At 71.4% G+C, this 26411-nt stretch carries 15 protein-coding genes and 1 pseudogene; 4 read left to right on the top strand and 12 right to left on the bottom strand.

Going from position 1 to position 26411, the window contains the following annotated elements; all coding sequences use genetic code 11:
- Positions 1-12: 12 nt before the first annotated feature.
- From AB0G04_RS19470 to AB0G04_RS19460, 3 genes are all read right to left on the bottom strand, one after another.
- The gene (locus AB0G04_RS19470) at positions 13-1686 is read right to left on the bottom strand and encodes a protein kinase (RefSeq protein ID WP_360984088.1); all 1674 of its coding nucleotides are present in this window, start codon (positions 1684-1686) and stop codon (positions 13-15) included.
- 136 nt (positions 1687-1822) lie between these two features.
- Positions 1823-3844 carry a response regulator gene (locus AB0G04_RS19465; protein WP_360984085.1) on the bottom strand — a complete coding sequence of 674 codons (2022 nt, stop codon included), beginning with the start codon at positions 3842-3844 and terminating at the stop codon, positions 1823-1825.
- 58 nt (positions 3845-3902) lie between these two features.
- Positions 3903-4841, bottom strand: a complete 939-nt coding sequence (locus tag AB0G04_RS19460; RefSeq protein WP_360984082.1) for a ribose-phosphate pyrophosphokinase — start codon at positions 4839-4841, stop codon at positions 3903-3905.
- Between AB0G04_RS19460 and AB0G04_RS19455 the strand changes: the two are divergent.
- A pseudogene (locus AB0G04_RS19455) lies at positions 4806-5751 on the top strand (ATP-binding cassette domain-containing protein). The gene AB0G04_RS19460 and the pseudogene AB0G04_RS19455 overlap by 36 nt on opposite strands.
- Positions 5752-6025: 274 nt before the next feature.
- On the opposite strand, the gene AB0G04_RS19450 reads toward AB0G04_RS19455, so the two are convergent.
- The 3 genes from AB0G04_RS19450 to AB0G04_RS19440 form a co-directional block, all read right to left on the bottom strand.
- The gene (locus tag AB0G04_RS19450; RefSeq protein ID WP_360984080.1) at positions 6026-6679 is read right to left on the bottom strand and encodes an ATP-binding cassette domain-containing protein; all 654 of its coding nucleotides are present in this window, start codon (positions 6677-6679) and stop codon (positions 6026-6028) included.
- Between the two features lie 279 nt (positions 6680-6958).
- Positions 6959-9952 (bottom strand): FtsX-like permease family protein, encoded by a 2994-nt coding sequence (locus AB0G04_RS19445; protein WP_360984077.1) that lies wholly within the window; start codon positions 9950-9952, stop codon positions 6959-6961.
- Positions 9949-12975, bottom strand: a complete 3027-nt coding sequence (locus tag AB0G04_RS19440; RefSeq protein WP_360984074.1) for an FtsX-like permease family protein — start codon at positions 12973-12975, stop codon at positions 9949-9951. Before AB0G04_RS19440 ends, AB0G04_RS19445 begins: the two co-directional genes overlap by 4 nt.
- A 151-nt stretch (positions 12976-13126) precedes the next feature.
- Between AB0G04_RS19440 and AB0G04_RS19435 the strand changes: the two genes are divergently transcribed.
- Entirely contained in the window at positions 13127-13825 is a 699-nt protein-coding gene (locus tag AB0G04_RS19435; RefSeq protein WP_360984071.1) for a nicotinamide mononucleotide transporter family protein, read from the top strand.
- Here AB0G04_RS19435 and AB0G04_RS19430 read toward each other — a convergent pair.
- Positions 13741-15195 (bottom strand): DHA2 family efflux MFS transporter permease subunit, encoded by a 1455-nt coding sequence (locus AB0G04_RS19430; RefSeq protein WP_360984067.1) that lies wholly within the window; start codon positions 15193-15195, stop codon positions 13741-13743. The two genes, AB0G04_RS19435 and AB0G04_RS19430, sit on opposite strands and share 85 nt — an antisense overlap.
- Positions 15196-15273: 78 nt before the next feature.
- Between AB0G04_RS19430 and AB0G04_RS19425 the strand changes: the two genes are divergently transcribed.
- Together AB0G04_RS19425 and AB0G04_RS19420 are read left to right on the top strand one after the other, a co-directional pair.
- A complete protein-coding gene (locus AB0G04_RS19425; protein ID WP_360984064.1) occupies positions 15274-15948 on the top strand; it encodes a TetR family transcriptional regulator in 675 nt (224 codons plus the stop codon).
- 246 nt (positions 15949-16194) lie between these two features.
- Positions 16195-18852: an alpha-amylase family glycosyl hydrolase gene (locus tag AB0G04_RS19420; protein ID WP_360984061.1), complete on the top strand. Its 2658-nt coding sequence runs from the start codon at positions 16195-16197 to the stop codon at positions 18850-18852.
- Between the two features lie 215 nt (positions 18853-19067).
- Here AB0G04_RS19420 and AB0G04_RS19415 read toward each other — a convergent pair whose 3' ends face one another.
- The 5 genes from AB0G04_RS19415 to AB0G04_RS19395 are packed head-to-tail and all read right to left on the bottom strand — an operon-like array spanning position 19068 to position 26175.
- Positions 19068-21845, bottom strand: a complete 2778-nt coding sequence (locus AB0G04_RS19415; protein WP_360984650.1) for a DUF5682 family protein — start codon at positions 21843-21845, stop codon at positions 19068-19070.
- A gap of 29 nt (positions 21846-21874) precedes the next feature.
- Positions 21875-22987 carry an AAA family ATPase gene (locus AB0G04_RS19410; protein ID WP_360984058.1) on the bottom strand — a complete coding sequence of 371 codons (1113 nt, stop codon included), beginning with the start codon at positions 22985-22987 and terminating at the stop codon, positions 21875-21877.
- Positions 22988-23012: 25 nt separating this feature from the next.
- Positions 23013-24311 carry a VWA domain-containing protein gene (locus tag AB0G04_RS19405; RefSeq protein ID WP_360984055.1) on the bottom strand — a complete coding sequence of 433 codons (1299 nt, stop codon included), beginning with the start codon at positions 24309-24311 and terminating at the stop codon, positions 23013-23015.
- Positions 24308-25675: a hypothetical protein gene (locus AB0G04_RS19400; RefSeq protein ID WP_360984052.1), complete on the bottom strand. Its 1368-nt coding sequence runs from the start codon at positions 25673-25675 to the stop codon at positions 24308-24310. The genes AB0G04_RS19405 and AB0G04_RS19400 overlap by 4 nt, the downstream gene beginning before the upstream one ends.
- Complete coding sequence (locus AB0G04_RS19395) at positions 25675-26175, bottom strand: hypothetical protein (RefSeq protein ID WP_360984049.1); 501 nt, start codon at positions 26173-26175, stop codon at positions 25675-25677. The genes AB0G04_RS19400 and AB0G04_RS19395 overlap by 1 nt, the downstream gene beginning before the upstream one ends.
- Positions 26176-26411: the final 236 nt, after the last annotated feature.

Genomic DNA, 26411 nt, shown 5'->3' with positions numbered 1-26411 from the left:
GCGGGGTGGGGTTCACCACGTGAAGGCGTTGCCCTTCGTCGTGCTGGTGGTGGTGCGGCCGTCGCGGACGTAGCGGTACGTCATCACCACGGTGTAGCTGCGGCCCCGGCGGGGACTCGCGCCGCCCGGACCGCACGAACGGGTGTAGGCGCCCTTCGTGAAGGTCAGATCGCAGCGCTCGGGCCCGGCCACGGTACGACCCGTGCCGGCGTCCTGCAGGCTGACCTCCACCCGGGCGCGACCACCACCGGCAGCCGTCAGGGAGCCCTGGAAGCGGATGTCCCGGCCGATCGAGTGACACGGACGCGGACCCAGTGCGGTACGGCTGGGCAGGTCGAACACGAGTCGCTGGGAACACTGCCACGGACCGTGGGGCTTCGCCTCCGGCAGGGGCGACCGGCCCGGTGTCCCGGGGGAGGCGGCGCGCGTCGCCCGTACGCCCGCGGGTTTGGGCCTCGGCGCGGGAAGCGCGACATTGCGGACCGGCCTGCGTTGTCTCATCTGCTGATCCGACGGCATCCGCCGGTCCGGCGGCCGGAGCGAGGCACTGCCGGTCGGCGGGGTGGTCGCGGTGAGCCGCGGCACGCTCGGAGCCACCACGATCGTCGCGGGATTCGCCGGTTCGCCGCCGGACCGGCCCAGGTGCCAGGCGGTGGTGGCGATCCCGGAGGCGATCATGGCGCCGGCGGTCAGCGCGGCGATTCCACCGAGCCGGGACCAGCGGCCGGCCGGGGCGTCGTTGCGGGGACGGCGCCGGCGCGGCCCCGGGACCGAGGGGACGCCCCGGGCGGGCAGCGAGGGCGCCGGGGAACGCAGCGGTTCGGCGGCGGCGCCCGGTGGCGGGAGAGCCGGCATCGAGGCCAGGTTGGCGGCCAGCGCGGTGAGGTCGGCGACCAGGTCGGCGGCGGTGGGGCGCAGCCGCGGCTTGGTGGACAGGCACTGCGTGACGACCCGCCAGAGCTGGTCGGGAACGCCGCCGGGGCGTTCCGGCTCGCCTTCGGCGTGCAGGCGCATGAGTTCCGGGATGCTGTCCGAGCGGTACGGCGGACGCCCGCACACCAGTTCGTAGAGCAGCACCCCGAGCGCGTAGACGTCGGTGGCCGCGCTCGGCGTCGTCCCGTGGAAGGCTTCCGGCGCCATGTAGTGCGGGGTGCCGACGACCGCGTTCGGCGTGGTCATGCTCGGCAGCGTGAGAATGCGGGCGATGCCGAAGTCGGTGAGCCGGGTCTGCCCGTCGGAGTCGAGCAGGACGTTGTCGGGTTTCAGGTCACGGTGGATGATGCCCAGCTCGTGCGCCTCGGCCAGGGCGGCGGCGATCTGCGCGGCGAGCCGGGCGGCCTCGCCGGGTGCGACCGTACGGCTGCGGTGCAGGTGGTCGCGCAGGTTGCCGCCGTCGACCAGGTCCATCACCAGGCCGAGGGTCTCGCCGACGCTGAACAGGTCGCGCACCCGGACCACGTTGGGGTGCCGCAGCATCAGCAGGATGGTCCGCTCCTGGACGAACCGGGTGACGAGCCGGGGCTGCCGGAGCAGGCTGTCGTGCAGGAGCTTGACGGCGACCGGTTCGCCGCTGGCGTTGTCCTCGCCGCGCCACACGGTTCCGGTCGCGCCCTGGCCGATGGGCCGGACGAGGCGGTAGGAGTTCCCGACGCAGCGCCCGGCAAAGCCCGTGGGATCCTGAGTCACTCCGGGGTCCTTCCGCCGACGGCAATGCCCCGGAATACTGCGTTTTATCCAGTTGTTCGGCAAGTCGGCGGGCCCAGATTCGCACCCTTTGGGTGGAATCTGCGGCCCGCCGTCACTTCCCCGCCGCCGAGGTCGTTCAGCGCTGTGAAGCCGGTGGCTGAGGACCGCACAGCGATCTGATCGCGCCCAGCAGGGTCGACCGGGTGAACGGTTTCTCCAGCAGCATGCTGTTGTCGTCCAGGTGCAACTGCGGGCCCAGCGAGGCCGCCGTGTAACCGGACATGTACAGCACCGGCAGGTCCGGCTGATGGGTACGCAGTGCCCCGGCCAGCTCCGGGCCGGTCATCGTCGGCATCACCACGTCGGTGATCAGCAGGTCCGGGCGCGTGCCGGAGGCCACCTGGGTGACCGCCATCAGCGCGTCGGTGGCCACCGCGATCTCGTACCCGGCCGGTTCGATCAGCCGCCGCACCAGCTGCGCCACGTCCGGCTGGTCCTCGACGATCAGCACCCGCCCGATCACCGCGGTCTTCTGCTGCCGCTCCCCCGACGTACCGGCCTTCTGCTCGGCGGCCGGCAGGTAGATGTGCACGGTCGTGCCCATCCGTGGCTGCGACTCCAGCTCGATGTGCCCGCCCAGGTTGTGCACGATCCCGGCGGTGGTGGCCAGGCCCAGCCCGGCCGCGGTCGGCCGGGTGGTGAAGAACGGCTCCAGCGCGCGGCGGCGTACCTCGTCCTCCATCCCGACGCCCGTGTCGGTGACGACCAGGTGCACCAGCTTGCCGGTCGGCGCACCCTCGGCCAGCTGACCCGGCTCCACCACCTCGTTCGTGGCGGTCACCCGCACCATGCCGCCGTGCAGCATCGCGTCCCGGGCGTTCGCCGCCAGATTGACGAGTGCCTGCTCCAGCGGACCGCGCTCGGCCTTCACCGGCCACACGTCCGGGCCGAACGCCAGGTCCAGGCCGATGCGCTCGCCCAGGGTCCGGCTGAACAGTGCCTGCACGTCGGTGAGCAGGTCCGGGATCGGGATCACCTCGGGCCGGTGCCCCTCGCTGCGGCCGAACGCCAGCAGCTGATGGGTCAGCGTCCGGCCGGTCCCCACCGCGTCCAGGATGTCCTTGGCCAGCTGCGCGTGCGGCGACCCCTCCTCACTGCTGCCCATGATCATGTCGGCCGAGCCGGCGACCACGGTCATCAGGTTGTTGAAGTCGTGCGACAGGCCGCCGATCAGATGACCCAGGCTGTCCAGCCGGCGCAGGTGGTCGAGCTGCCGCTTCAGACCGCGCGCGTCGATGTGGTCGGTGGTGTCGGTGATCATGCAGAGGACGCCGGTGAACTCGTGGTTCTCGTCCTGGACCGGCATCATGCTGACCCGTACGCTGCGCCGCGAACCGTCCGCCCGCATCAGCCGGGTGGCCCCGACCGTCGACTTCCCGCCCCGGCAGTCGTTGATCCGCCGGTCGAGATCCTTCTGCCCCACGTTGTCGAGGAACCCACGCAGCGACACCCCGATCAGCTCGGCGCGGGGCATGCCGAGCACCACGCCGATCGGCTCGTTCGCATAGGTGGCGACACCGTTCGGGTCCAGCTGCAGCACACCTTCCGGGATCGTCTCCAGCACCCGGCGGTAGCGCTCCTCGGCCGCGCGGAGCCGCTCCTGCGCCCGGGCCGACGAGACAGCCAGGGACAGTTCGCCGGCGATGTCCCGGGCCAGCTCCACCTCCTGCGTCGAATAGAAGGCCTCCGGCGTGTGCCGGGTCAGGATCAGATATCCGGAGTACGTGTTGTCGACGATCACCGGGCACATCACCGCCGCCGTGACCCCCAGCTCGGGTGCCGCGAGACCGGACGCCGACTCGCCGGCCAGCACGATCGGGCGACGACTCGCCGCCAGAGTGGTCGAGTACTCGTCATCGGGGGCACCACCGGCCCGGGACAGGGCCCGGGACAGCGGTGCCGAACGTTCGTTGTCGAGATGGTGGTACGAGATCTCCTCGTACCGGCCGTCGTCACGCAGCAGTTGCACACCCGCGCCGTCACCGATCATGTCGGCGGCGGCGCGGGCGGCCGTGTTACGGACCTCTGCCGGATCCGTCGCCGCTCGGCTGAGCGCGAGGGCGAGGTCGGCCAGCGCGTACCGGAGGGGGTAAGCCATGACACCCATGAGCATCATGATTCGCGTTTGTCACGCGAGATGCGGCCGATTCGCGGAATCAGGCGAACAGCGCGCTCACCGACTCCCCGTTGTGTATCCGCCGCATCGCCTCGGCCAGCGCCGGAGCCACCGAGATGACCGTCAGCTTGTCGGTGGTCTTCGTCTGCGGGATCGGCACCGTGTTGGTGCAGACGATCTCCTCGATCTCCTTCTCCGCGGACAGCCGCTGCACCGCGTCGTTGGTGAACAGGCCGTGCGTACAGGCCACCCGGACACTGCGCACGTTGCGTTCCCGCAGCCGGGCCAGCAGCTCGAAGACCGTACTGCCCTTGGCGATCTCGTCGTCCAGGACGATCACGTCCCGGTCGGCGACCTCACCGATCACCGAGCTGATCACCACCTTGTCGTCGGCGAACCGCTGCTTGGCGCCGGCCGCCACCTCGATGCCGAGCATCCTGGCGAACGCCGCGGCCTCCTTGGCGTTACCCAGGTCCGGCGACACCACCACGGTGTTGCTCAGGTCGTACCCCTGGAAATGGCGGGCCAGCTCCCGCAGCGCGTGCAGGTGGTCCACCGGGATGCTGAAGAACCCGTGCACCTGAGGTGAGTGCAGGGTCATCGCCAGCACCCGGTCGGCGCCGGCCGTGGTCAGCAGATCGGCGACCAGCCGGCCGCCGATCGAGATGCGCGGGGCGTCCTTCTTGTCACTGCGGGCATAGGCGTAGTGCGGCAGCACCACGGTGATCCGGCCGGCCGAGGCACCGCGGGCGGCGTCGAGCATGAACAGCAGTTCAGCGAGGTTCTCCTGGGTCGGCGGAACCAGCGGCTGGATCAGGAAGACGTCCCGCTCCCGGCAGTTCCCCTGCAGCTGGACCTCGATGCAGTCGTTGGCGAACCGGGAGATACGGGTGGGCAGCAGCGGCACACCGAGGTGCTCGCAGATCTCCTTGGCAAGGTCAGGATGGGCAGAGCCGGTGAAAACCGCGATGTCACGCACGGCCCGAGGATAAGAGGCCGTCCGGCGGGGTCGAAACTCCGGTCCGGCTCGGCTAGCTTGACCTTTGTGAATGGTCTCGCTGTCGCCTGCCGCCGCGTGGTCCATATCTATCGCGCCGAAGCCGGTGACGTGGTCGCGCTGGCAGGTGTCGACCTGTCGATCGCGCCCGGTGAGACCCTCGCCCTCGTGGGCCCGTCCGGTTCCGGCAAGTCCACCCTGATCGCGCTGCTCGCCGGTCTGATGCGCCCGTCCGCCGGGCGCATCAACATCGGGCACCTACGACATGGGCAAACTCTCCGACGGCGAGATCTCCCGGCTGCGCGGCACCGAGATCGGCGTCGTCCTGCAGGGCGCCTCCCGCAACCTGCTGCCGTACGCCACGCTGCACCGCAACATCTGGCTCGCCCAGCGCCGGGCCGCACACACCCGCGGCATCGAGCTCGACGACCCCGACCGCATCCTCGACCTGGTCGGACTCCCCGGTCAGGGCCGCCGCAAACTCGACGAGCTCACCCCCGGCGGACAGCAGCGCGCCGCCCTCGCCGTCGGCATCGCCACCGGCCCCGGCCTGCTCCTCGTGGACGAGCCCACCAGCCGCCTCGACACCGCCGGCCGCGACGAGGTCCTCGACGCCCTGGAAACGGTCAACACCGAACGCCAGACCACCATCGTGGTGGTCACCCACGACAACGAGGTCGGCGCCCGCCTCGGCCGGGCAGTCACCATCCGCGACGGCCGGGTCGGCGCCGAAGGCCGCGACGGCCAGGACTTCGCGGTGGTCGCCGGGGACGGCACGGTGCAGCTGCCGCCGGAGGTGCTGGGCTCCTACCCGCCGGGCACGCTGTTCACCGTGCAGCACGTCGAGGGTGAGGTCACGCTGGTGCCGTCCGGGCACGACCTGCCCATCTGATTCGTGGTTCGGTTGCGCTTTCGCGGCGCGAGGTTCACCCCTTCGGCGGTACGTCGCCGCCGGTCCACCACCGGTCCGGCACCGGCGGTCCGCACCGCCACAACACGGCACCGCCACAACACGGCACCGCCACAACACGGCACCGCCACAACACGGCACCGCCACACTGCTGCCGTGGTGAAACACGCCCACCAGGGCGCCGCCAATCACCACGCAGCGCCCTCTCCCGCCCTGGCGAACTACGCCCACCGGCGCGCCGTAAGTCACCGCGCGGTCAGGGGCGGGCCCAGGTGGCGGCGCCGTCGGCGAGGTGCAGTTCGCGGTCACAGGCCGCGGCCGCCTCCGGATCGTGGGTGGCGAAGACGACCGCCGCACCCCGGGCCGCCTCGGCGCGCAGCAGGTCGAGCACGCGCTGCCGGTTGGCGGCGTCGAGTTCGCTGGTCACCTCGTCGGCGAGCACTACGTCACCCTGCAGGGCTAGCCCGCGGGCCAGTGCCGTGCGCTGCTGCTGACCGCCGGAGAGTTCGTCGATCAGCTGGTTCGCCTGCCCGGACAGACCGAGAGCCTCGAGCGACTCAGCGGTCCGGCGCCGGGCGTCGGCAGGCGTACCGCCGGTCGCGAGCACCGCCACCGAGATGTTCTCGGCCGCGGTGAGGATCGCCGCGAGGCCGTTCTCCTGCGGGATCAGCACCACCTTGAGCGACACGGCGTGATCCCGCCCGGTCAGCGGCACTCCGTCGACCGCCACCGAACCGGCGAGCGGTGTCAGCACGCCGGCCATGGCGTTGAGCAGCGTGGTCTTGCCCGCGCCGGAGGTACCGGTGACCGCCAGCACCTCACCGGGGCGCGCGGTGACGGTCACCCCGCTGAGCACCGGGACACCGTCGCCGTACCCGATCTCGGCTTCCTCGACCTTCAGCGTTCCCATCGCCGTCTCCCCATCAGCAGCGTCTCCCACTCTCTCGTGTCGCCACCCGCAGATGCCGAGCTCTCACGACCGCCGGCGAAACGCACGTTCCGCGATCGCCGGTCCGCCGACAATCGCGGGCGCCGGCGGCGGACCGGACCACAACCGGCGGACCGGACCGGCCCGGCACGCCCACAGCACCGATGACAGCCAGTACCACCACCGCAGACACGACGAGCCGGGGCCCGGCCGCGGCGCTGGTGACCACCGGAACCACGACCCGCGGCCGCCGGACGGCGGTCATCGGGACTCGATCCGGCGGCGGAGGTTGCGGCCGCTCAGGATCGCGACCAGGAACTGCACGGCGAGCACCGCCCCGGCCGCACCGAGCAGTGCGGACGGCCGCGGCCAGGACGGCAGTGGCAGGTCGGGTGGGTCGACGCCGGCCAGTGGCAGCGCCCATCCGGTGAGCCGCCACGCCGCGACCGCTACCAGCAGACCGACGGCGGTGGCGATGATGACCAGTACCGGGTACGTCCACAGGGTGGCGAGCCCGGCCGGGCGTGGCCGCAGTCCCTGGATCCGCAGGGCGGCCAGGTCCTCGGTGCGGCGGGTCCGGTCGACGGCGACGGTCAGGCCCAGTGCTCCGGCTCCCAGCAGCCCCGCCAGGATCGCGGCGATCACGTGGAACCAGAGGGCGACGGCGGGACCCTGATGGTCGAGCCCGGCCTTGATCTGGGCGGCCGAGGTCTCGGAGACGACCGTCAGGCCGTGTTCGGCGAGCCGCTCGACGATGTCCGCCGGGGCGCGGGCGTTCAGCCAGACCTGTGGTTCGGGTGCCAGTTTCGGTTCGATGGAGATCGTGTCGGAGTACTCGAGGTCGACCAGGACCGCGTGCCGGCCGATCCCGGGTACGACCGGCAGCCCGGCAACCGGTGCGATCGCGATGGTGGCGGGCCCCGAGTCGGCGATCGTCCCGGTGGGGGGCGGCGGTCCGGCGTACCCGATGGGCAGTGGATAGGGGGTGGAGATCAGCTGGAAATAGGCGGTGTCGGCGACCGCGCCGGAGACGGTGACCATGACCAGCAGGCCGTCCGGTGTGCTCGCGAGGCGGGCATGCTGGTTGGCCCGCCAGCGGCTTGGCTCGCCGAGCGGGGCGGCTGTGTCGGTGTTGATGCCGCGGATCAGCACCTCACCGGTCACGCCGGTGCCGCTGCCCACTCCGGCGATCTTGACGGCCTGGATCCGGCAGCCGTCCTCGCAGATCGCCACACTCTGGCGGTACGTGTGCGAGCCCTGCCGCATGTCGCCGAGGTCCACGACCTGCCCGCCGGGCCCGGTCAGCGACGACACCGAGACGGCGAGCCGCAGCAGTCCGCTGCTCTTCGTGTCGGCTTCCACGACGAGGTCCGGACCGCTGAAGGTGAGGGGCGCGGGTGCCGGCGGGTGCAGGAGGTCACGCAGCCCGCTCTGGTCGGCGGTGCCGTCCGGCCAGGCGGCGACGGCGGGCAGGGCCAGCGTGTCCACGGCGATGCCGGGGGCCGCTCCGGCGCCGGCCGGGATGCGGACGGCGGCCATCGCGAAGTTTCCGTGCGGATCGACGGCGCGGACGCCGGCGAGCAGCTGCTGACGGCCGGTGGACTGGACGGTGAGGACCCGTTCGGCGCCGGTGCCGACCCGGGCCTCGATGTCGCGGCCACGGGCTGCGGTGTCGACCGTGCAGGCCGCGTACCCGGCGACCGCGACGGACGCGACCAGCAGCGCGAACAGGCGCCCGGCACCGGGGCGGCGGGACAGCTGGAGGCCGGCCAGCGCGGTTCCGAGACGGCCGCGGCCGAGGGCCCGGACCGCGTACCGGTTCACCAGCGGCAGCAGCAGGCGGGCCGCCAGCAGGGCCAGCGCCAGCACGATCAGGGCCGGGGCGAACAGCCCGACCCCGGTCAGTGACTGCTCGGATAGGTAATACTGCACACCGGCGGCGACGGCGAGCGCCGCGAGCACCGCCTCGGTCACGGCCAGCCGCCGGCGGTCCGCGGCGGGGGTCCGCCGCAGCAGCTTGGCGACCGGGCTGACCAGTTGCCGCCGCTGGGCCGCCACCGCCGCGAGCAGGGCGGCCACCGCGGCGAGGGGCGCGTACCGCAGCGAGGAGAGGGCGGGCGCCGAGCCGACACCGGGGTAGAGCACCGCCGCCGCGGCGTTGACCAGCAGTTGCCCGGCGAGGCAGCCGGCGACGGCTCCGGCGAGGACCGCGACGAGGCTCTCCCCGGTCGCCAGCCACCATCGCGTCCACCAGCGGGATCCGCGTAGCGCCACCACGGCCAGTTCGCTCTGCCGGCCCTCAGCGCCGTAACCGACCACCAGGTAGATCGTGAAACAGGCGAGCAGGACGAGCGGCACCGACAGCACCGGTACCAGCAGCCGCGCTCCGGACTGCCCCTCGTCGATCCGGTCGAGCAGGCCTGGGATGCCGCTGTCGAACTGGAGTGACTCCTCGAGTTCGGCCGCGGTGGCCTTGAGCCGGTTCATGTCGGCCCGTACGGCACCGAGCCGGTCGGCGTCGAGGGTGCCGGGCTCGGCGATGCCGTCGATCGCCATCGCGGTGATGGTCCGCTGCATCGCGTCGAGCGTGACCGCGTTGGTGAAGGCCGGCTCGCCGGGGCCGACGTCGAAACCGGCCATCGAGACGAAGTAGCCGTGCAGCCCCCAGTACGCATCGGCGGGGTCGGCAGCCCGGTAGGTGCCGGTCACGGTCAGGGTCTTGGGTGCGCCGTCCGGCTCGTACACCGGTGGCCGGGTCAGGCCGTTCATCCGCGCCGCGGTCAGCTCGATCGTGTCGCCGGCGCGCAGCTCGAGCCGTCGGGCGGTGTGTTCGCCGAGCAGTACGTCACCCTCGCCGGCCAGGCAGCGGCCGGTGAGGATGCGCACGTGGGCGCAGATGTCCTGACGGAAGACCAGACGGGTCGGGAACTCGTTGAGCTTCTCCAGGCCGACCGTGGGCACCTCGGCGGAGTGGTAGAAGGTGAACCCGTTGACCCCCAGCAGGAGCACCCGGCCGACATCGGGGAACTTGATCCCGGCGGACGGGTCATCGTTCCGGTCGGTGGTGCGGCGGGCCGCCATGCTCAACTCGTTCGGGGTGGCGGTGGCGATCTGGCCTTCGGCGACCGCGCGTTCGGCCGCGATCAGATAGGCGGGTGCGGCGACCGCCGAGGCAACCGCGAGCATGGCCAGCAGCGCCAGGGTCACGGCCTGGCCGCGCCGGTTCCAGACCATCGCCAGAACCAGGGAGATCATCGGCGGGCCTCCCGGTCGCGCAGGCTTCTCATCAGTGGCTGCAGCGCGATCCGGCCGGTCAGCCCGAGCACCGTCAGGGCTGCGGCGACGGCAAGCACGGTCGCCAGGGGGTCGAGCGGGCCGGGCGGCGGCAGGACCGCCCAGCCGTCGGTGAACGGCGGGACGGTCCGGTCGGTCACCTTCACGGCGAGCAGCGCGGCCAGGACACCACCGGAGAGGCCGGCCAGGATCAGCGCGGCGGTGCCGGCCCGGCCGGTGCCCACCGCGGCCCGGCGGGACAGGCCCTGCAGCCGCAGGGCGGCGGACTGTTCGGCGAGCGAGCGGCGGTCCACGGTGGCCGCGACCGCCACGGCGGCTGCCGCGAGCAGCAGCGCGGCGACACCGGCCAGCAGCTCGAACCGGACCAGGACGGCCGGGCCCTGGGTGCCGAGACGGGCCGACTGGGCGGCCACGTCGGCGTCGGCGACGACGGTCACGCCGGCGGTGGTCAGGTCGGCGACGATGCCGGCGCGGGCGCCGGGGCTCAGCCACACCTGGAACTGCCCGCCGGGGTCCGTGTCGGCGGCCAGCCTGCGGGTGGTGTCCAGGTCGACGATCACACCGGCGGCACCGATCGCGGGCAGCGCGGTCACCGTGCCGGCGACCTGTACGGGCACCGGCTCCCCGTAGGCCGGAAGCAGTGCCTCGTCACCGCGCCACCGGTCCGGGACCGGACCGGCCAGCAGAGCGGGCAGCGGCAGCAGATGCTCGGAGGCCCACGCCTCGATACCGAGCCGGTCCTCGTCGGTGGCGTTGTCGTCGACGCTCAGCCGCAGTCCGCTGCTGGCGGCGACCAGGTCGAGCGCCGCACCGACGGTGCCGACCCGCCACCGGCCGATGTCGCCGAGCGTGGCACCGTCGAGGACGGTTCGCCCGGAGCCTGCCTCCTGGAGCCCGGTCACGGTGATCGAGGCGCCGTCGGCCGGTGGCCGGGGCCGTTCCTTACCCGTCGGTGGCGCGGTCAGGTCGAACCGCACCAGCCGGCACCCGGGTGCGACGGTGCAGCCGGTCACCGGTGCGGTGACGGTCTGTTCGCCCGGCCGGAGGGCACCGAAGCCGACGGTCACCGGCAGCCCGGTCGCCTCATGCTGCAGGTGCAGGGTGAGGCCGGCGCCGACGGTCCCGTCGCGGCGGGCGGTCACGGTGAGCCGGTCGCCGGTGACCAGCGGCAGCGGGGTCAGGGAGGCGGCGGCCACGGCGTCCGGCAGGGCGGTGACCGGGCCGTACTCGGGCCGCCAGACGGCGACCGCCCGGAGCCGCGTGGTGTCCACCTCGAGGACCTGCACCGTGTCGGTCCGGTTGCGTACCACGGCCATCGCCTCGCGGCCGTCCGGGTCGACGCTGCGGACCGCGTTCAGCAGGACGGTGCGGTTGGGCGCCGCCACGGTCAGGACCCGGCTCGCGCCCAGGTCGGTGCCGCTGCGGACGGTGCGGGCCTCGCTTTCGGCGGCCCAGCCGCCGGCCGCCGTGACGAACAGCGCCACGGCCACGACGACCAGCACGAACAGCCGGTCGGTGCCGGGTGAGCGGGAGATCCGGAGGGCGGTGAGGCCGGCTCGCAGCCGCCCGGAGCGCAGCGCCGCGGCGCCGCCCCGGTCGGCGGCCCGGCTGAGCACCCGGGCGGCGACCAGCCCGACCGCGAGCGCGACCAGGGCGAGGGCGGCCCGGCCCAGACCGTCGGCGGGACCGTCGGCGGGACCGTCGGCGCGGACCTGGTAGAGCGCGGCGGCCGCGATGGCGAGCAGCACGACGTCGACGAGGGCGGGGCGCAGGGTGCCGCGGCCGGGTGCGGCACGCTGGAGCAGTGCGGCGACCGGCCGGCCGAGCACGGTCGCCTCGACGGCGGCAAGCACCGCCAGACCGCCGAGCACCACGGCGCCGACCGCGGTGGCGCTGTAGGCGAGGGCGTCCCGGCGGTCCACCACGACCGGCACCGGCCCGGCCAGGGCCCACGCCACCAGATATCCGGCCGGTGCGCCGATCAGGGCGCCGCCGAGCATCGGGACCAGATGCTGGCCCAGGGCCAGGCGCAGCCGCCCGGACCGGCTCACCCCACGCAGCTTGAGCAGGGCGGCGTCAGCTCGCCGGTCACGTAGCGTGTACCACCCGGCGAGCCCGAGGGCGAACCAGGTGAGGATCAGCAGCTGTGCGCCGGAGGCCGAGATCCCGTCCAGGATGGTGCCGCGGTCCCGGACGATCGCCTGGTGCAGCGGGGCCGCCTGGCTGGAGAGCCGCAGCTGGGACTGACCGAGCGTGCGATCGGCGGTGATGATCGCGGTGGCCAGGTCGAATCCGCCGTCCCCGCGCAGCAACGAGTTCGGCAGGACCACGTCGAACCCCAGGGTCGGACTGTCCAGATGGGCGTGGGTGAACGTGTCCATCGGCGTGAACATCGGATCGAGGCCGGATTCGGAGCGGTACAGCCGGTTCGCCCAGTACGTCCCGGCGGGATCGGACAGCGCGTAGAGCCCGACCACCTTCAGGCTCAGCGGCGCACCGGAGGTGGTGGTGTTGACCGGCACGGTGTCGCCGGGCCGGACGTCAAGCGCCCGCGCGGCGTCGTGACTGACGGCGACCTCACCGCCCGTCGCCGGACAGGCCCCGTCCAACCGGACGTGCTCGCAGAACCGCTCGCGGTAGGCCACGTCGATGGGTGCGCTGGAGCCCTCGGCCTGCACGTTGATCGAGGCGGAGAGCCCGACGACGCCGGCCGGGACGGCGCTGGGCAACCCGGCTCGTACCTGCTCGGTGAATGCGGCCAGAGCGCTGTCCGGCTCACCGTCGGTGTCCACCCGGGTGGACACGGCGATGATGCGCTGACTCGCCGGCGCCGCGTCCAGGTAGGCGTCGGCCGCTTTGCCGACAGCGGCGAAGCCATACCACGGGCCGGCCGCGGCGACGGCTGCCGCCAGCGCGGTCAGCACCAGAATCGTCAGCACCTGCGCGGCGCGGGTCCGCACAGCGCCGAAGACGAGCGCGAACATCCACCCTCCCCCGGTTTGGGGGGACGTTACGCGATCAGGTCGCCACGCGGGGACCCCTGTGGACAGCCGCGAACCAACCGCCTCACAGCCGGCCCCGGCGCTTGCGGAAGAGGTAGAGCCCGAGGCGGGTGGTGGCGGCCTAGGATGAGTCGTGACCTGGATCGATCAATTGCTGACCGCCTTCTATCACGCCAAGTGGCAGGTGACCGACGGCCAGGCCATCTACTGGCGGGAGATCGTCGGCAACGCGTTCGGGCTCGGCTCGGCGCTGTTCGGGCTGCGCCGCAACGCGTGGGCCTGGCCGGTCGGGATCGTCGGCAACATCCTGCTGTTCAGCATTTTCGTCGGTCAGGCCATCGGCAACGACCAGGGCACCCCGCTCTACGGCCAGGCCGCCCGGCAGGTGTTCTTCCTGGTCACCAGCATTTACGGCTGGTGGGCCTGGCAGCGCAACCGGCGGCGGGACCACGGCACTGCCGTGGTCCCGCACTGGGCGAGCCCACGACAGCGCCTGATCTTCATCCCGCTCGCGCTGGCCGCGGTCGGCGTCTGTTTCGTGGTGTTCCGTGAGATCGGCGCCGGTTTCCCGGTGCCGTGGTGGTACTACCTGGCCGACTCGTGGATCTTCGTGGGGTCGATGCTCGCCACCTATGCGATGGCGCGGGGCTGGGTCGAGTTCTGGCTGTGCTGGATCGCCGTGGACCTGGTCGGGGTGCCGGAGTTGCTCCACTTCGGCTACTACCCGTCGGCGATCCTCTACGCCGTCTACGCGGTCTTCGTCATCTGGGGCTTCGTGGTCTGGTTGCGGATCTCCCGCTCGGTGTCGGCCGCCGAGCCGGTCCCGGCCTGACCGGTTCCGCGGCGCAGCATCCACAGGCTGACCGGCACCCCGGCGGCGACCAGGGCGGCGGCGACCACGAGGGCGTACCGGTAGCCCTCGAGGAAGTCGCCGCCGGAGGCGTTCACCCGGTTGCTCAGGATCGCGCCCAGCACGGTGACACCGAGCAGGCCGAACACCTCACGGGAGACGTTGAGCATGCCGGAGGCGATGCCGGCCCGTTCACGCGGCAGCGCGTCGACGACCACGGTGTTGAGCGGGATCAGCAGGCCACCGCCGACACCGTAGAGCAGGAACCAGGGCAGCAGATCGCCGTACGTGGTCCCGGCGCCGTACTGCGCGATGCCGCCGATCGCCAGCGCCATCACGGCCAGCCCGAACGCGGTCACCCGGGCCACGCCGAAACGCAGCTCGAACCGGGGTGCGAGGACCGCGCCGACCGCCGTGATGATCGCCATAGGGATGAAGGCCGCGCCCGCACCGGTCGGCGTGAAGCCGAGGACGTTCTGCAGGTAGATGGCCATGTAGAAGTAGATGCCGAAGACCCCGAAGGCCCACAGGCCGATCGCCAGCAGGCCACCGCTGAACATCCGGGACCGGAAGAAGCGCAGGTCGACCATGGCGTCGGCGTTGCGGTTCTGCAGGATCACGAAGACCAGACCCGCCAGGGCGGCACCGGCGAAGGACGCCAGGATCAGCGGCGAGGTCCAGCCTTCCGCATCACCTTCGATCAGGGCGTACGTGAGCGCGAACAGCGAGAGTGAGGACGCCACGAGCCCGGCCGGGTCGAGGCGGCGCAGGGTCCACTGTGCGGCGACGCGGCGGGCCGGCACGCTGGCCAGGGTCAGCGCCAGGGTGGCGATCCCGATCGGCAGGTTGATCAGGAAGATCCAGCCCCACGACACGTACTCGCTGAGCACCCCGCCGGTGAACGGCCCGACCGCGAGGGCGAGCGCACCGACGCCGCCCCAGACGCCGATCGCGGTGGCGCGTTCCTTCGGGTCGGGGAACAGTTCCTGAAGCAGGGCCAGCGACGCCGGGGCGAGCAGGGCGGCGCCGATGCCCTGGACGGCACGTGCCCCGATCAGCAGTTCCTGGGTGTCGGCGAGACCGGCCGCGACCGAGGCCACGGTGAAGACCGCGAGCCCGGACAGGAACGCCAGGCGTGTGCCGACGACGTCGGCGACGCGTCCGCCGGCCAGCAGCAGTCCGGCGAAGACCAGGATGTACGCGCTGGTGATCCACTCGAGGCCGGCGATGCTCAGGCCCAGGTCGCGCTGGATGCTCGGCAGAGCGACGTTGACGACATTGTTGTCGAGGTAGGTCATGAAGGTGCCGAGCGCTACCGCGACCAGCGCCCACCACCGTCGGTTCTTCTCCATCAGCTCTCCCCTGTACGGCGTACTTGTACGTTGTACATGTACCTCGTACATGAGACCCGTACGTTGTACAGTTGTCAAGTGACGCAAGAACGACTCACCAAGGCGACCGTGGCCGAGTGCGCCCTGCGGCTCGCTGACACCGAAGGCCTCGACGCGGTGACGATCCGTCGCGTCGCCAAGGAGAACGGCGTCACACCGATGGCGCTCTACTGGCACTTCAAGAACAAGGACGAGCTGCTGCTCGGCATGGTCGACCACGTGCTCTCCGGAGTCCGCGCCGACCCCGAGGCCGGCAACCCCTGGCAGAAACGACTACGGAAAGTCGTCGAGACCGTGGTCGGCGTGATGCGGGAGCACCCCTCGCTGCCCGGCCTGCTGAACGCCGTCGACAAGACGCGGACCGAGAGCTTCACCCGTGCGACGAACGACACGCTCGCCCTCCTCACCGACGCCGGGTTCACGATCGAGGAGGGGTACTGGGTCGCGATGTACCTGCTGAACGGCTGCATCGGCGCCGTCAGCGGCCAGCCCGGATGCCCGCCGGGCACCCCGGCCGACCAGGAACCCGAGTGGCGCCGGCGCAAGCGGCTGGACCTCGAGACGCTGCCGTCCGACCGATTCCCGATGATGATCGAGCTCGCCGCGTCCTATCGCGACGAGCCCGACATGGACCGCTACTACGCCTTCTGTGTCGACCTGCTGATCGCCGGCGTCGAGTCGGCAGCCGCCCTCAAACGACCGGGTCCACGGTGACCGTCCGGCGAGGAGCGTCCGGCCGGATCGGCCACTGAGACGTACCACCCCGCAGCGGCATGCCCTCCGGTCTGCCGCCCGTCGGCATGCCCAGCGCCCTGCATCTTTTTGCAGCAGCACTGAGCGCTCTCCCAGACATTGAAAGAAGTTGCTAACTTCCACGACATGTGAACGCGGGATTACCGCCGTGATACGCCCGCGTCTCTCCCCCGCAACACCGCCGTCCCCGAGGTGGTTGGAGGCTCCATGTCCCGAATGCTCCGCAGGGTGCCGGCCGCGCTGTGCGCCGTACCCCTCTTGCTCCTGACCGATCTGCCCGCCGCGCACGCGGCAACCACAGTGACCGTCTACTACCACGCGCCGGCGTCCTGGCCGGCAGTGAACATCCACTATGCGCCGACGGGTGGGGCCTGGACCGCCGTCCCGGGCGTCGCGATGAGTGCCTACCGCCCCTGTGCCGGCTGGTACAAGAAGGAATTGGACCTCGGCAGCGCGACCGGCATGCAGGTCGTCTTCAACAACGGCTCCGGCACCTGGGACAACAACGCCGGCCGCAACTACGCGCTGGGCACCGGGACGATCACCGTCGACGGCGGCGTGGTCACCGCGAACGCGACCGCCCCCTGTGCGGCGGCACCGGTCGACACCACCGCCCCGTCCGCCCCGGGCGGCCTGACCGCCACCGCGGCCGGCACCACCGTGACGCTCGGCTGGACCGCCTCCACCGACGACGTGGGCGTCGCCGGTTACCGGATCACCCGCGGCAGCACCGTGCTGAGCAGCTCCACCACCCGATACACCGACCGGGGGCTGACTGCGGAGACCCGGTACACCTACCGGGTGCAGGCGCTCGACGCGGCCGGCAACCTCTCCACCGCCGCCACGGCGACCGTCACCACCGGCGCCGCCGTCCCGGCCCCGGCCGGCGGCGAGATGCTCGGCGGCGACCCGCGCAAGGACAGCATCTACTTCATCCTCACGGCACGCTTCAACGACGGCGACAGCGGCAACAACCGCGGCGGCAGCCAGCACGTCAGGTCCGGCAACGCGGCCGCCGACGACCCGATGTTCCGCGGTGACTTCAAAGGCCTGGTCGACAAACTCGACTACATCAAAGGCCTGGGCTTCTCCGCCATCTGGATCACGCCGGTCGTGCTGAACCGCTCCGACTACGACTTCCACGGCTACCACGGCTACGACTTCTACGAGGTCGACCCGCGCCTGGAGTCGGACGGCGCGTCGTACCAGAATCTGATCGACGCGGCCCACGCCAAGGGCCTCAAGATCTACCAGGACATCGTGCTCAACCACACCTCCCGGTGGGGCGCCGATGGCCTTCACACCACAACCACCTATGGCGTACGGGACAGCGAGTGGAAGTGGTATTACAGCGAGAAGGTCGCCGGTAAGACGTACGACCCGCTCGAGGAGCACGCCGGCAACGACCCGGCTTTGACCGCCGCGCAGAACGCGCTCGCCAAGGGCCGTCCCTACAACGGCGACCTGTGGAGCGGCACGGCACCGACCGGCAGCACGTGCCCCGGCTTCGGCACGGCGACCGGTGGCCGGAGCGCCGAAGGGTTCAAGCTCTACCACTGCCAGTGGCCGTCGCCGACCGCCAAGATGTTCCCGTCCCAGCTGTTCCACCAGTGCTGGATCGGCAACTGGGAGGGTGAGGACGCCCGGTCCTGCTGGTTGCACGAGGACCTGGCCGACCTCAACACCGAGAACGCCGTCGTCCAGGACTACCTGATCGGGGCGTACAAGAAGTACATCGACATGGGTGTGGACGGGTTCCGCATCGACACCGCCGTGCACATCCCGCGGGTCACCTGGAACCGTCGCTTCCTGCCGGCCTTCCAGCAGACCCTCACCGAGAAGTACGGCGCCGCCAAGGCCAGGGACTTCTACATCTTCGGCGAGGTCGCCGCGTTCGTGAACGACAAGTGGAACCGCGGCTCCGTCAACCACTCCGCCCAGTTCTTCACCTGGAAGGAGCGGGCGACGTACTCCTCCGACGATGTCGCCGCGGCCCTCGAGCAGTTCCACCAGGAGAACAATCTCGGTACCGGTAACCAGCCCACCAGCACCAACGCGTTCCTGCAGGGCAACAGCTATCACGCGCCCGACCACAGCAGGTTCTCCGGCATGAACATCATCGACATGCGCATGCACATGAACTTCGGTGATGCGAGCAACGCGTACCACAACGGCAAGGACTCGGACGACTCGGTGAACGACGCCACCTACAACGTCGTCTACGTCGACTCGCACGACTACGGGCCGAACAAGTCTTCGGTCCGGTACACCGGGGGCACCGACGCGTGGGCCGAGAACATGACGCTGATGTGGACGTTCCGCGGCATCCCGACCCTGTATTACGGCTCGGAGATCGAGTTCAAGGCCGGCCAGAGGATCGACTGCGGCCCGACCTGCCCGCTCGAGACCACCGGCCGCGCCTACTACGGCAATCAGATCGCCGGCAACGTCACCGCCGGCGACTACGGTGTCGTCAGCTCGGCCAGCGGTCATGTCGCCACGACGCTGTCCAAGCCGCTGGTCAAGCACGTGCAGCGGCTCAACCAGATCCGCCGTGCGGTCCCCGCCCTGCAGATGGGGCAGTACTCGACCGAGGGCGTCAGCGGCAACATGGCCTACAAGCGCCGCTACACCGCGAACGGCGTCGACAGCTTCGCACTGATCGCGGTCTCGAACGGGGCCACCTTCAGCGGCATCCCGAACGGCACCTACGTCGACGCGGTCACCGGCGACACCAGGACCGTCACCGGCGGCTCGCTGACCATCGACCTGAACGCCAAGGGCAACCTGCGCGTGTACGTCCTCTCGACGAGTGCCACCCCGGCGCCCGGCAAGATCGGATCCGCCACCACCTATCTCAAGTAACCACCCCACCCCGCACAACACCCCACCAGCTGCGCGGTACCGCTGTCTCAACGCCCCGGAGACAGCAGTACCGCCCAGCCAACGAAAATCAGCTGTCACACACGCTGTCTCAGCGGAGTTGAGACAGCGGTATGTGACAGCCGGGGTTGGGTTTGCGGCGGCTGGGTTGCGGTGTGCAGCGGCCCTGTCCGGCACCAGCCGGGCAGGGCCGCGGTTCACCCGCCGATCAGCCCGGCGACCGCTCGCGTCGTCTCCGGGTACTCGGTGAGCAGCGCCGCCGCGGCGATCTCGCCGCCGGGCCGGGCCGCCCCCGGACCCGCATCGATCGGCGCCCACTCCCCCGCGCAACCGAGCAACGCCGCCACGGCGTCCGCCGCCGGCCGGTGCGCCGCCAGCAACCCCGCGGCGGCAACCGCCGGACCGGACCGAGTTACGTGGTCCGATCCCGATCGACCGGCCGCCGGGCGGGAACGGGCCGGCGTCTTCCACGGTGGCGTCCACGAGTCGAGGCCGGCGAGCGTGCCCGGGAAGGTGCGGCCGGCCTCTCTGGTCAGCACCGGCACCAATTCGGCGGCGTGCTGCTTCAGCGTGGCGATCAGGTTGGGCAGCCAGGGCAGCAGCACCGGATCGGGCAGCCGGCCGAACGCCTCGGACAGCGTCTCGACCACGAACGGCGCGAGCCTCGGCACCGGTTCGAGTGCCTGGACGAAGCCGCTCACGTACTGCGGGAAGGACGGCACCACCAGCGGGTTGCCGAGCAGGTCACCGACTCGGGCCCGCAGGTCGGCCAGCGGGAGCGACCCGAGCTGGTGCAGCGCGGCCCAGAGCAGCGCGATCTTGGCCGGGCTCTCCGGGTGCGACTGCCGGACGGCGATCTCCAGCTGGGCCCGGTCGCAGCCGAGCGACAGGGCCAGACTCTCCATGCTGAACAGGAAGCCGAGCATCGCGCCGACCTGCCGGACCCCGGTCTCCTCATCGACGAAAGAGGTGGGCAGCAGGGTGCAGTAGTGGGCGTACCCCTCGGTGACGAACCGCCGGGACCAGCCCGGCAGCTCCGGAGTGGTGGCCCGGTAGTACGCGAGCAGCCGCCGGATCCGCCGCAGCACGTCGGGTGCCTCGTCGACGGTGCGCTCAGCCGACAGCAGTTCGATCGCCCGGACACCCAACTCCTCGGTGAGCCGTGGGCTCTCCAGGAACAGCAGTGAGTTCTCCACCGCCTTGAGGGCATCGGCCGCGGTGGCCTTCGGGTCCCAGGCGTCCCGGCGCAGCCGCTGTTCCAGGACCTGCTCGACGGTGACACCCTCGTAGCCCAGCTCGATGACGGCCCGCTGGTGCCGGCCGAGGTCGAGGTCCCAGCTCTCCTGGATGTGCTTCTCGCCGAGGCGGCGGCTGCCCATGATCGGGCGGACCGCCTGGTCGGGCAGCAGGTGCCGCAGCATCCAGAGCAGCTGCGAACAGGCACCGAGCTCGGGCCGGGCGGCCAGGTCGAGAAGCGCCCGCTGGATGCTGCGCTGTTCGAGGTTGAGCCCGAGCGGGGCGAGCCGGTCGTACACGTCGCGGGCCAGTGGTGGCAGGGCGTCGTAGCCGACCTGACCGATCCGGTCCCCGCCGAGCAGGATCTCGCAGAGCCGCCGCACGTCGCGGCGGCCGGGCACGGTCTCCTTCTCGATGCAGGTGACCGCGGCGTCCTGGAAGTCGTACGGCGTAGGCCGCACCCGCCCCCGCATCCCGGCCAGCAGAACCGACGTCTCGAACACCGCGATCGCGTCGGCGGTGCTCGCCAGATAGCCGTTGCGGCGGGCGAGCCGGACGATGTCGACGCACCAGCCGCGCAGTTCCTCCTCGTCGAGCCCGTCGAGCGCGGGGGGCCCGGCGAGGTAGCCGCTGAGGTGGTCGGTGACCGCCGTACTCGTGGTGACCGGCGCCGGCAGCGCCTTCTTCGACTTCCGGCCGGTGCCCTTCTGCCCCTCCAGCCGGAACGGTGTGAGCCGGAGCGCGGTCAGTTGTTTCTGCCAGGTGGCGGCCGCGATCGACACCGAGCCGGGCGCCAGCCCGAACTGTGACTCGATCGCCGAGTGGCTGGAGGGGATCAGACCGTAGAGCCAGGTGGTGCCGGTCCGCGGGGTGATCTCGAAGTCCGGGGTGGCCGGGTCGGAGCCGGCCTCGGCGACCCGGCTCGCGGCGTGGAACGCGCCGCAGATGTAGAGACAGTCGGCCGGGTCGGCGCCGGAGGTGGCGAGGTGCTCACGGATCCGGGTCCACATGTAGCGTTCCCGGTCCTCGTCACTTGCGAACCGCCGGGTGTCGTACGGGGCCAGCCTCCGGAACAGACTGCCGATCAGGACCATGACCTGCCGGTACGTCTCGTGGTCGGCCCCGGCCAGCGGCTGTTCGACGTACTGGTCCCACCACTCGGACCAGTGCCGCACCCGGCCGTGGTGCAGCAGGTGCTCCTCCAGCTCGGCGAATCGCGGCCGCAGGTCGCCGATCTCCACGCCGACGGCGTCGCCGTGCAGGTCGTCCTCCGGCTCCGGAGTCCCGGCCGCCGCCGACACGTCGGGTTGCCACTGGAAGACATGGTCGGTGGACCGGTCGACGAGGACCAGTTCGACGCCGGGCGTCTCGAGCGCGTAGGAGATGGCCTGGTACTCCGCGGACGCCTCGGTGATCGGCGCGATCACCGAGAGCGGCGCCGACTCCTTCGCGAATCCGTCCAGTTCGGAGGCGAAGGCCTGCAGCGCCACCGGGAGCCGGCAGTTGCGCAGCTCGGTCAGCAGCGGTTGCAGGTCCTCGCAAAGCTCCAGATAGACGACCTTGGGCTGTTTCTCCCGCAGCCGCCGCAGCATGGCCAGTGCCGAGGCCGGCGAGTGGTGACAGACCGGGAAGATCTCCAGTGGCTCCCGCAGGGCGTGGTCGACGTCGTCGACGATCCCGGCGAGGATCTCCGGCAATGCCGCCGGGCCGTCCGCCAGTGTCTCGGCGGCGCCCAGCAGCTGTGCGCGGAGCGGGTCGAAGGGGCTGGTCACGACAGGGTCGCAATCGCCTGGCGCCCGCCCTCCAGGAACCCGGTCCACTCGCCGCTCTGCTCCTGGCTGCGCGGCTCGACCACCCCGTGCCAGTACTTGTTCAGGATCGCGAGGTCCTCGGGGCTGCGCCGGGCGAGCGAGCCGACCAGCGACGACGCCAGGGTGGCCGACGTCAGGGCACTGGCGCCGAAGAAGTTGCTGTGCAGGATCGCGTCCTCGAGTACGCCGATCTGCTCAGCGGTGGAGAGCGCCGACTCGAGCCGCTCGTCGTCACTGCCGGCCGAGGCCGAGGCGGCGCGCAGGTCGGCGAAGCTCTGCAGCAGCACGTCGAGCAGGGTCGGCGGGACCTCGAGCTCGATGTTGTGCCGGCGCAGCAGTTCCTCGGTACGGAACCGGACGATCTCGGCCTCGCTCTTCTTGTTCGTCACGACCGGGATGCGGACGAAGTTGAACCGCCGCTTGAGCGCCGAGGACAGGTCGTTGACACCCCGGTCGCGGCTGTTGGCGGTGGCGATGATGCTGAACCCGGGCTTGGCGAAGACGATGTTGTCCTCGTCCAGCTCGGGGATCGACACGTACTTCTCGGAGAGGATGGAGATGAGCGCGTCCTGAACGTCGCTCGTGGATCGGGTCAGCTCCTCGAAACGGCCGATCACGCCGTTCTCCATGGCCGTCATGATCGGCGACGGGATCATCGAGGCCCGGGACTGGCCCTTGGCGATGACCATCGAGACGTTCCACGAGTATTTGATGTGGTCCTCGGTGGTGCCCGCGGTGCCCTGCACCACGAGCGTGGAGTTGCGGCTGATCGCGGCGGAGAGCAGTTCGGCCAGCCAGCTCTTGCCGGTACCCGGGTCGCCGATCAGGAGCAGGCCACGGTCGGAGGCGAGGGTGACGATGGCCCGCTCGACGAAGCTGCGGTCACCGAACCATTTCTGCGGGATCTCCCGGTCGAGGCCGTCGGCGCGCTCGGAGCCGAGGATGAACAGGCGCACCATCTTGGGGCTGAGCCGCCACGAGAAGGGCTTGGGGCCGTCGTCGACGGACTCCAGCCAGTCGAGCTCCTCGGCGTACTTGACCTCGGCGGGGGCGCGCAGCATGTCACTCATTGCGGACGGTCTCCTTGGATGTGTCTCAGACGAGGAAGTTCTTGAGCTCGGTGACGAGCTTCTTGATGTGACCGGACAGCACGGGCGTGCCCTGGTCCTTGAATCGCTGGCGGAACCACGGGTTGACGCTCTGGTGGCCGCCGCTGCTGACCGAACCGACCGGGATGAACTTGACGCCGGATCGGTGCACGGCCTGCATGCCGTCCCAGACGGCCTGTTCCCGCCACTCGTAGAAGTCGGAGATCCAGACGACCACGGTGTTCCGCGGGTCGACGATCTTGGGACGGGCCAGGTCGAGCGCGACCGTGCCGTCGGTGCCGCCGCCGAGGTGGGTGTGCAGCAGCACCTCGAACGGGTCGTGCACCCACGGGGTCAGGTCGAGCGCCCTGGTGTCGTACGCCACGAGGTGCACGTCGACCTTCGGGAGGCCCGCGAAGATGGAGGCCAGGATGGTGCAGTTGACCATCGCGTCGACCATCGACCCGGACTGGTCGACCACCACGATGAGCCGGGCCGGCTCGATCCGCTTGGCGGTCTGCTTGAAGTAGAGCCGGTCGACGTAGAGGCGCTCGTCCTCGGGGCTCCAGTTCGGCAGGTTCTTCCAGATCGTGCGATCGAGGTCGAGGTTGCGGTAGATCCGTTTCGGCGGGACGGACCGGTCGATCGTGCCGGTGCTAGCCTGGGCGACCTGGGTACGCAGGACCTCGGCCACCTCATCGACGAATCGGCGGATCAGCGCCTTGGCGTTGGCCAGGGCCACCCCGTCGAGGTTGTCCTTGTCACGCAGCAGCTGCTCGATCAGCGACATGCTAGGGGTGAGCTGCCGGGCGAGCCGGTTGTCGGCCAGCACCTCGCGCAGCCGCATCCGGCTGACCAGGTCGCCCTCGATGCCGGCGAGTGTCGCGCCCAGCCCGGGGGTGTTGCCGGCCGCACGGCCGCGCAGCTGACCGGGCTCGCAGCCCATTGCGCGCTCGAACCGGCCCGCGTCGGCCTGCCAGCGCTGCAGTTGCTCGGCGGTCACATTGCCGGTGCCGGTGGCGAAGACGTTGAGCAGCAGTTTCGACACCAGTGCCGCCCGCCGGACCTCGCCGTCGCGGTCGTCCCCGGGTTCGCTCATCAGACCGTCGAACTCGGCCTCCAGCTGCGGGAACCGCTGCACCACGGTGTCCACCGAGACGGACGGGTCGAGCAGCGCGGCGGGCAGGCCGAGGTCACCGACGACCGCCATGCTCGCCGACTCGAGGGTGGCCTGCTCCTCGGGGTCGAAGAGCCGGGCCAGCAGCCGCCAGTAGAGGACCTGGCGGCGGGTCTCCGCAGCGCTCATTTCCGCAGCAGCCTTCCCGCGCGCTCGCGCAGCACGTCGACCGCCGTGCCCGCGGCCGCCTCGGCTTTCGCCGCCTTGGCCTCGGTCGGGCCGAGCGCCCAGTCCCCGGAGTGGGCGACGATCGGCTTCTTACGCACCACCGACTGCACGGCGAGCGGCTGCACCGCCCATCGTCCGCCGTCCCACCGGAGCAGGCCGATGCAGGCCGTGGCGGAGGCGACCAGAGCCGGGGTGATCGGCCCGGCCTCGGGCAGCCGGTCGGTGTCGACGGCGAGCGTCACGCCGCCGAGTTCGAACGACCCGGCTCCGGCCGTCCAGCCCTCCAGCAGCACCGGCTCGGCGATCACGGCCGGGTGCCGGTCCAGCGGGGCGGTCGCCGCGGCGGTCACCCCGCCGAGCCGGACCCGGGCCACCGCGAACGGGTCGACCGGCTCGCCCGGCACGGCCCGCGTCTCGTCCCACAGCAGGTCGCCGGCGGCGGTGAGTGGCATGCCGGAGATCTCCACCGACCGCTTCCCGGCGAGCGCGGTAAGGAACACCGGGAACGCGGCGAGCATCCGCCAGGCGGACGGGCCGCTGATCGTGTCGACCTTGGCGGCGGCCACACTGGCACGCACCAGCCGCACCTCGCCGCCGGGGGTCTCGAGGAGCCCGTGCGCCTGGGCCCGGAACACCGTGGGGTGCTCGTGCAGGTCGACGCCGAGCAGCAGGAGCCGGCCGTCGGCCGGGGTGGCCGCGGTCGCGGGGAACGCGTCCTGGGTCAGCAGGACCGCCCGTGACCAGAGGTCGGCCCAGCGGCGGACCGGGATGCGGTCGAGCGTGGCGACCGGCGCGACGCTGCGCAGCTCGGCGCCGAAGCCGTCGAGCAGCACGGCCGCACGCCGCCCGGCCGGGTCGGCGAGCAGGGCCTGGACCGCCTGGGCGCCGCCTCCGGCCAGCTCGTGGTCGACTCCGCGCCAGCCGGCGATCGCCAGCTCGCGCAGCCAGGACCGGCCGCCGGCCAGCAGCTGTCCGGCGGGTGCCGCCGCGGCCGGGGCGGGCCACGGCTCGCGGACCCGGCCGAGAGCCTCGTCCAGCGGGGCGAGCAGGGCATCGTGCAGGGCGCCGGTGAGGGCGGCACGGGCTCCGGCCAGCACGGCCAGGTGCTCGTCGGTGACGGTCCCGGCGACGATCTTGCCGATCGAGTCGGCGACCCGGTCGGCCAGCGGCGAGCCGGTGAACGCGGCGGCGAACGACTCGAGGGCCGCGGTGCGCTCCTCGTCGAGCCGGGCGAGGCCGTGGATCAGGGCGTCGTCGAGGCCGTCGATCAGGGTGAACGTCTCATCGAAGCCGGGCGGGCGGGCGCGGAGGGCCTCGGTCAGCATCACCGCACCGCCCCGGCGGCCGGGAACCAGTGCAGTTCCGGCAGCGGGTCGGTGGTGGCCGGCACCTCGAGGTAGGCCAGGTGGCGCAGGAACCCGCTGAAGACCTCGGCGGCCCGGTTGGGGGCCGTCGTGGTGCGCAGCCCGGACCAGAGGTCGCCGGCGTCGTCCGGCAAGGTCACCCTCAGGTATCGGGCGACGCGATCCAGGCCGTACTGCGCGACGGCGGCGTCGGCCAGAGCACGCAGATGGTTGCAGGCATGGGTGCCACCGCCGAGGCCGCCGCACGGCCGATTGTTGTTGGTGTTGCAACTCAGGCCGTGGTCACCGGAGGTGATCGACGAGACGTAGACCCGCTCCACGTCGGATCCGCTCGAGACCACCCCCTGCAGGCGGCCCTCGGCCAGCTCCACGAACGGCACCTTGGCCAGTTTTCGCGGCCGCACCGGAGCGATGACGGGTGCTGCGCTGCGTCGCTCATGGGCGACGCCTTCGCTGGTCACAACCAGACCTCCTCACGAACAGGTGCGCAAGTTCTATCCCACCGGTACGACAAAACCGCGTCGCCCGAGGTGAGGAGGGGTGTTCCGAAAAACGGGCCGTCCGGCCGGCCGCCGTCGCCGCGGTGCGCGCCCGTCGCCTGACGTGATCCACAGCGTCGGCACGCGGCCGGCGTACCTGGAAGCGCCCGTGCAGCGAGATCTACCAGGTTTGATTTGTCGGTTTTGGATCACAGTGC

It is taken from the genome of Actinoplanes sp. NPDC023801 (assembly GCF_040639655.1).
Classification (GTDB): Bacteria; Actinomycetota; Actinomycetes; order Mycobacteriales; family Micromonosporaceae; genus Actinoplanes.
The sequence above is the reverse complement of the archived record's forward strand: the minus strand, read 5'-3'. Positions and strand labels throughout refer to the sequence as shown.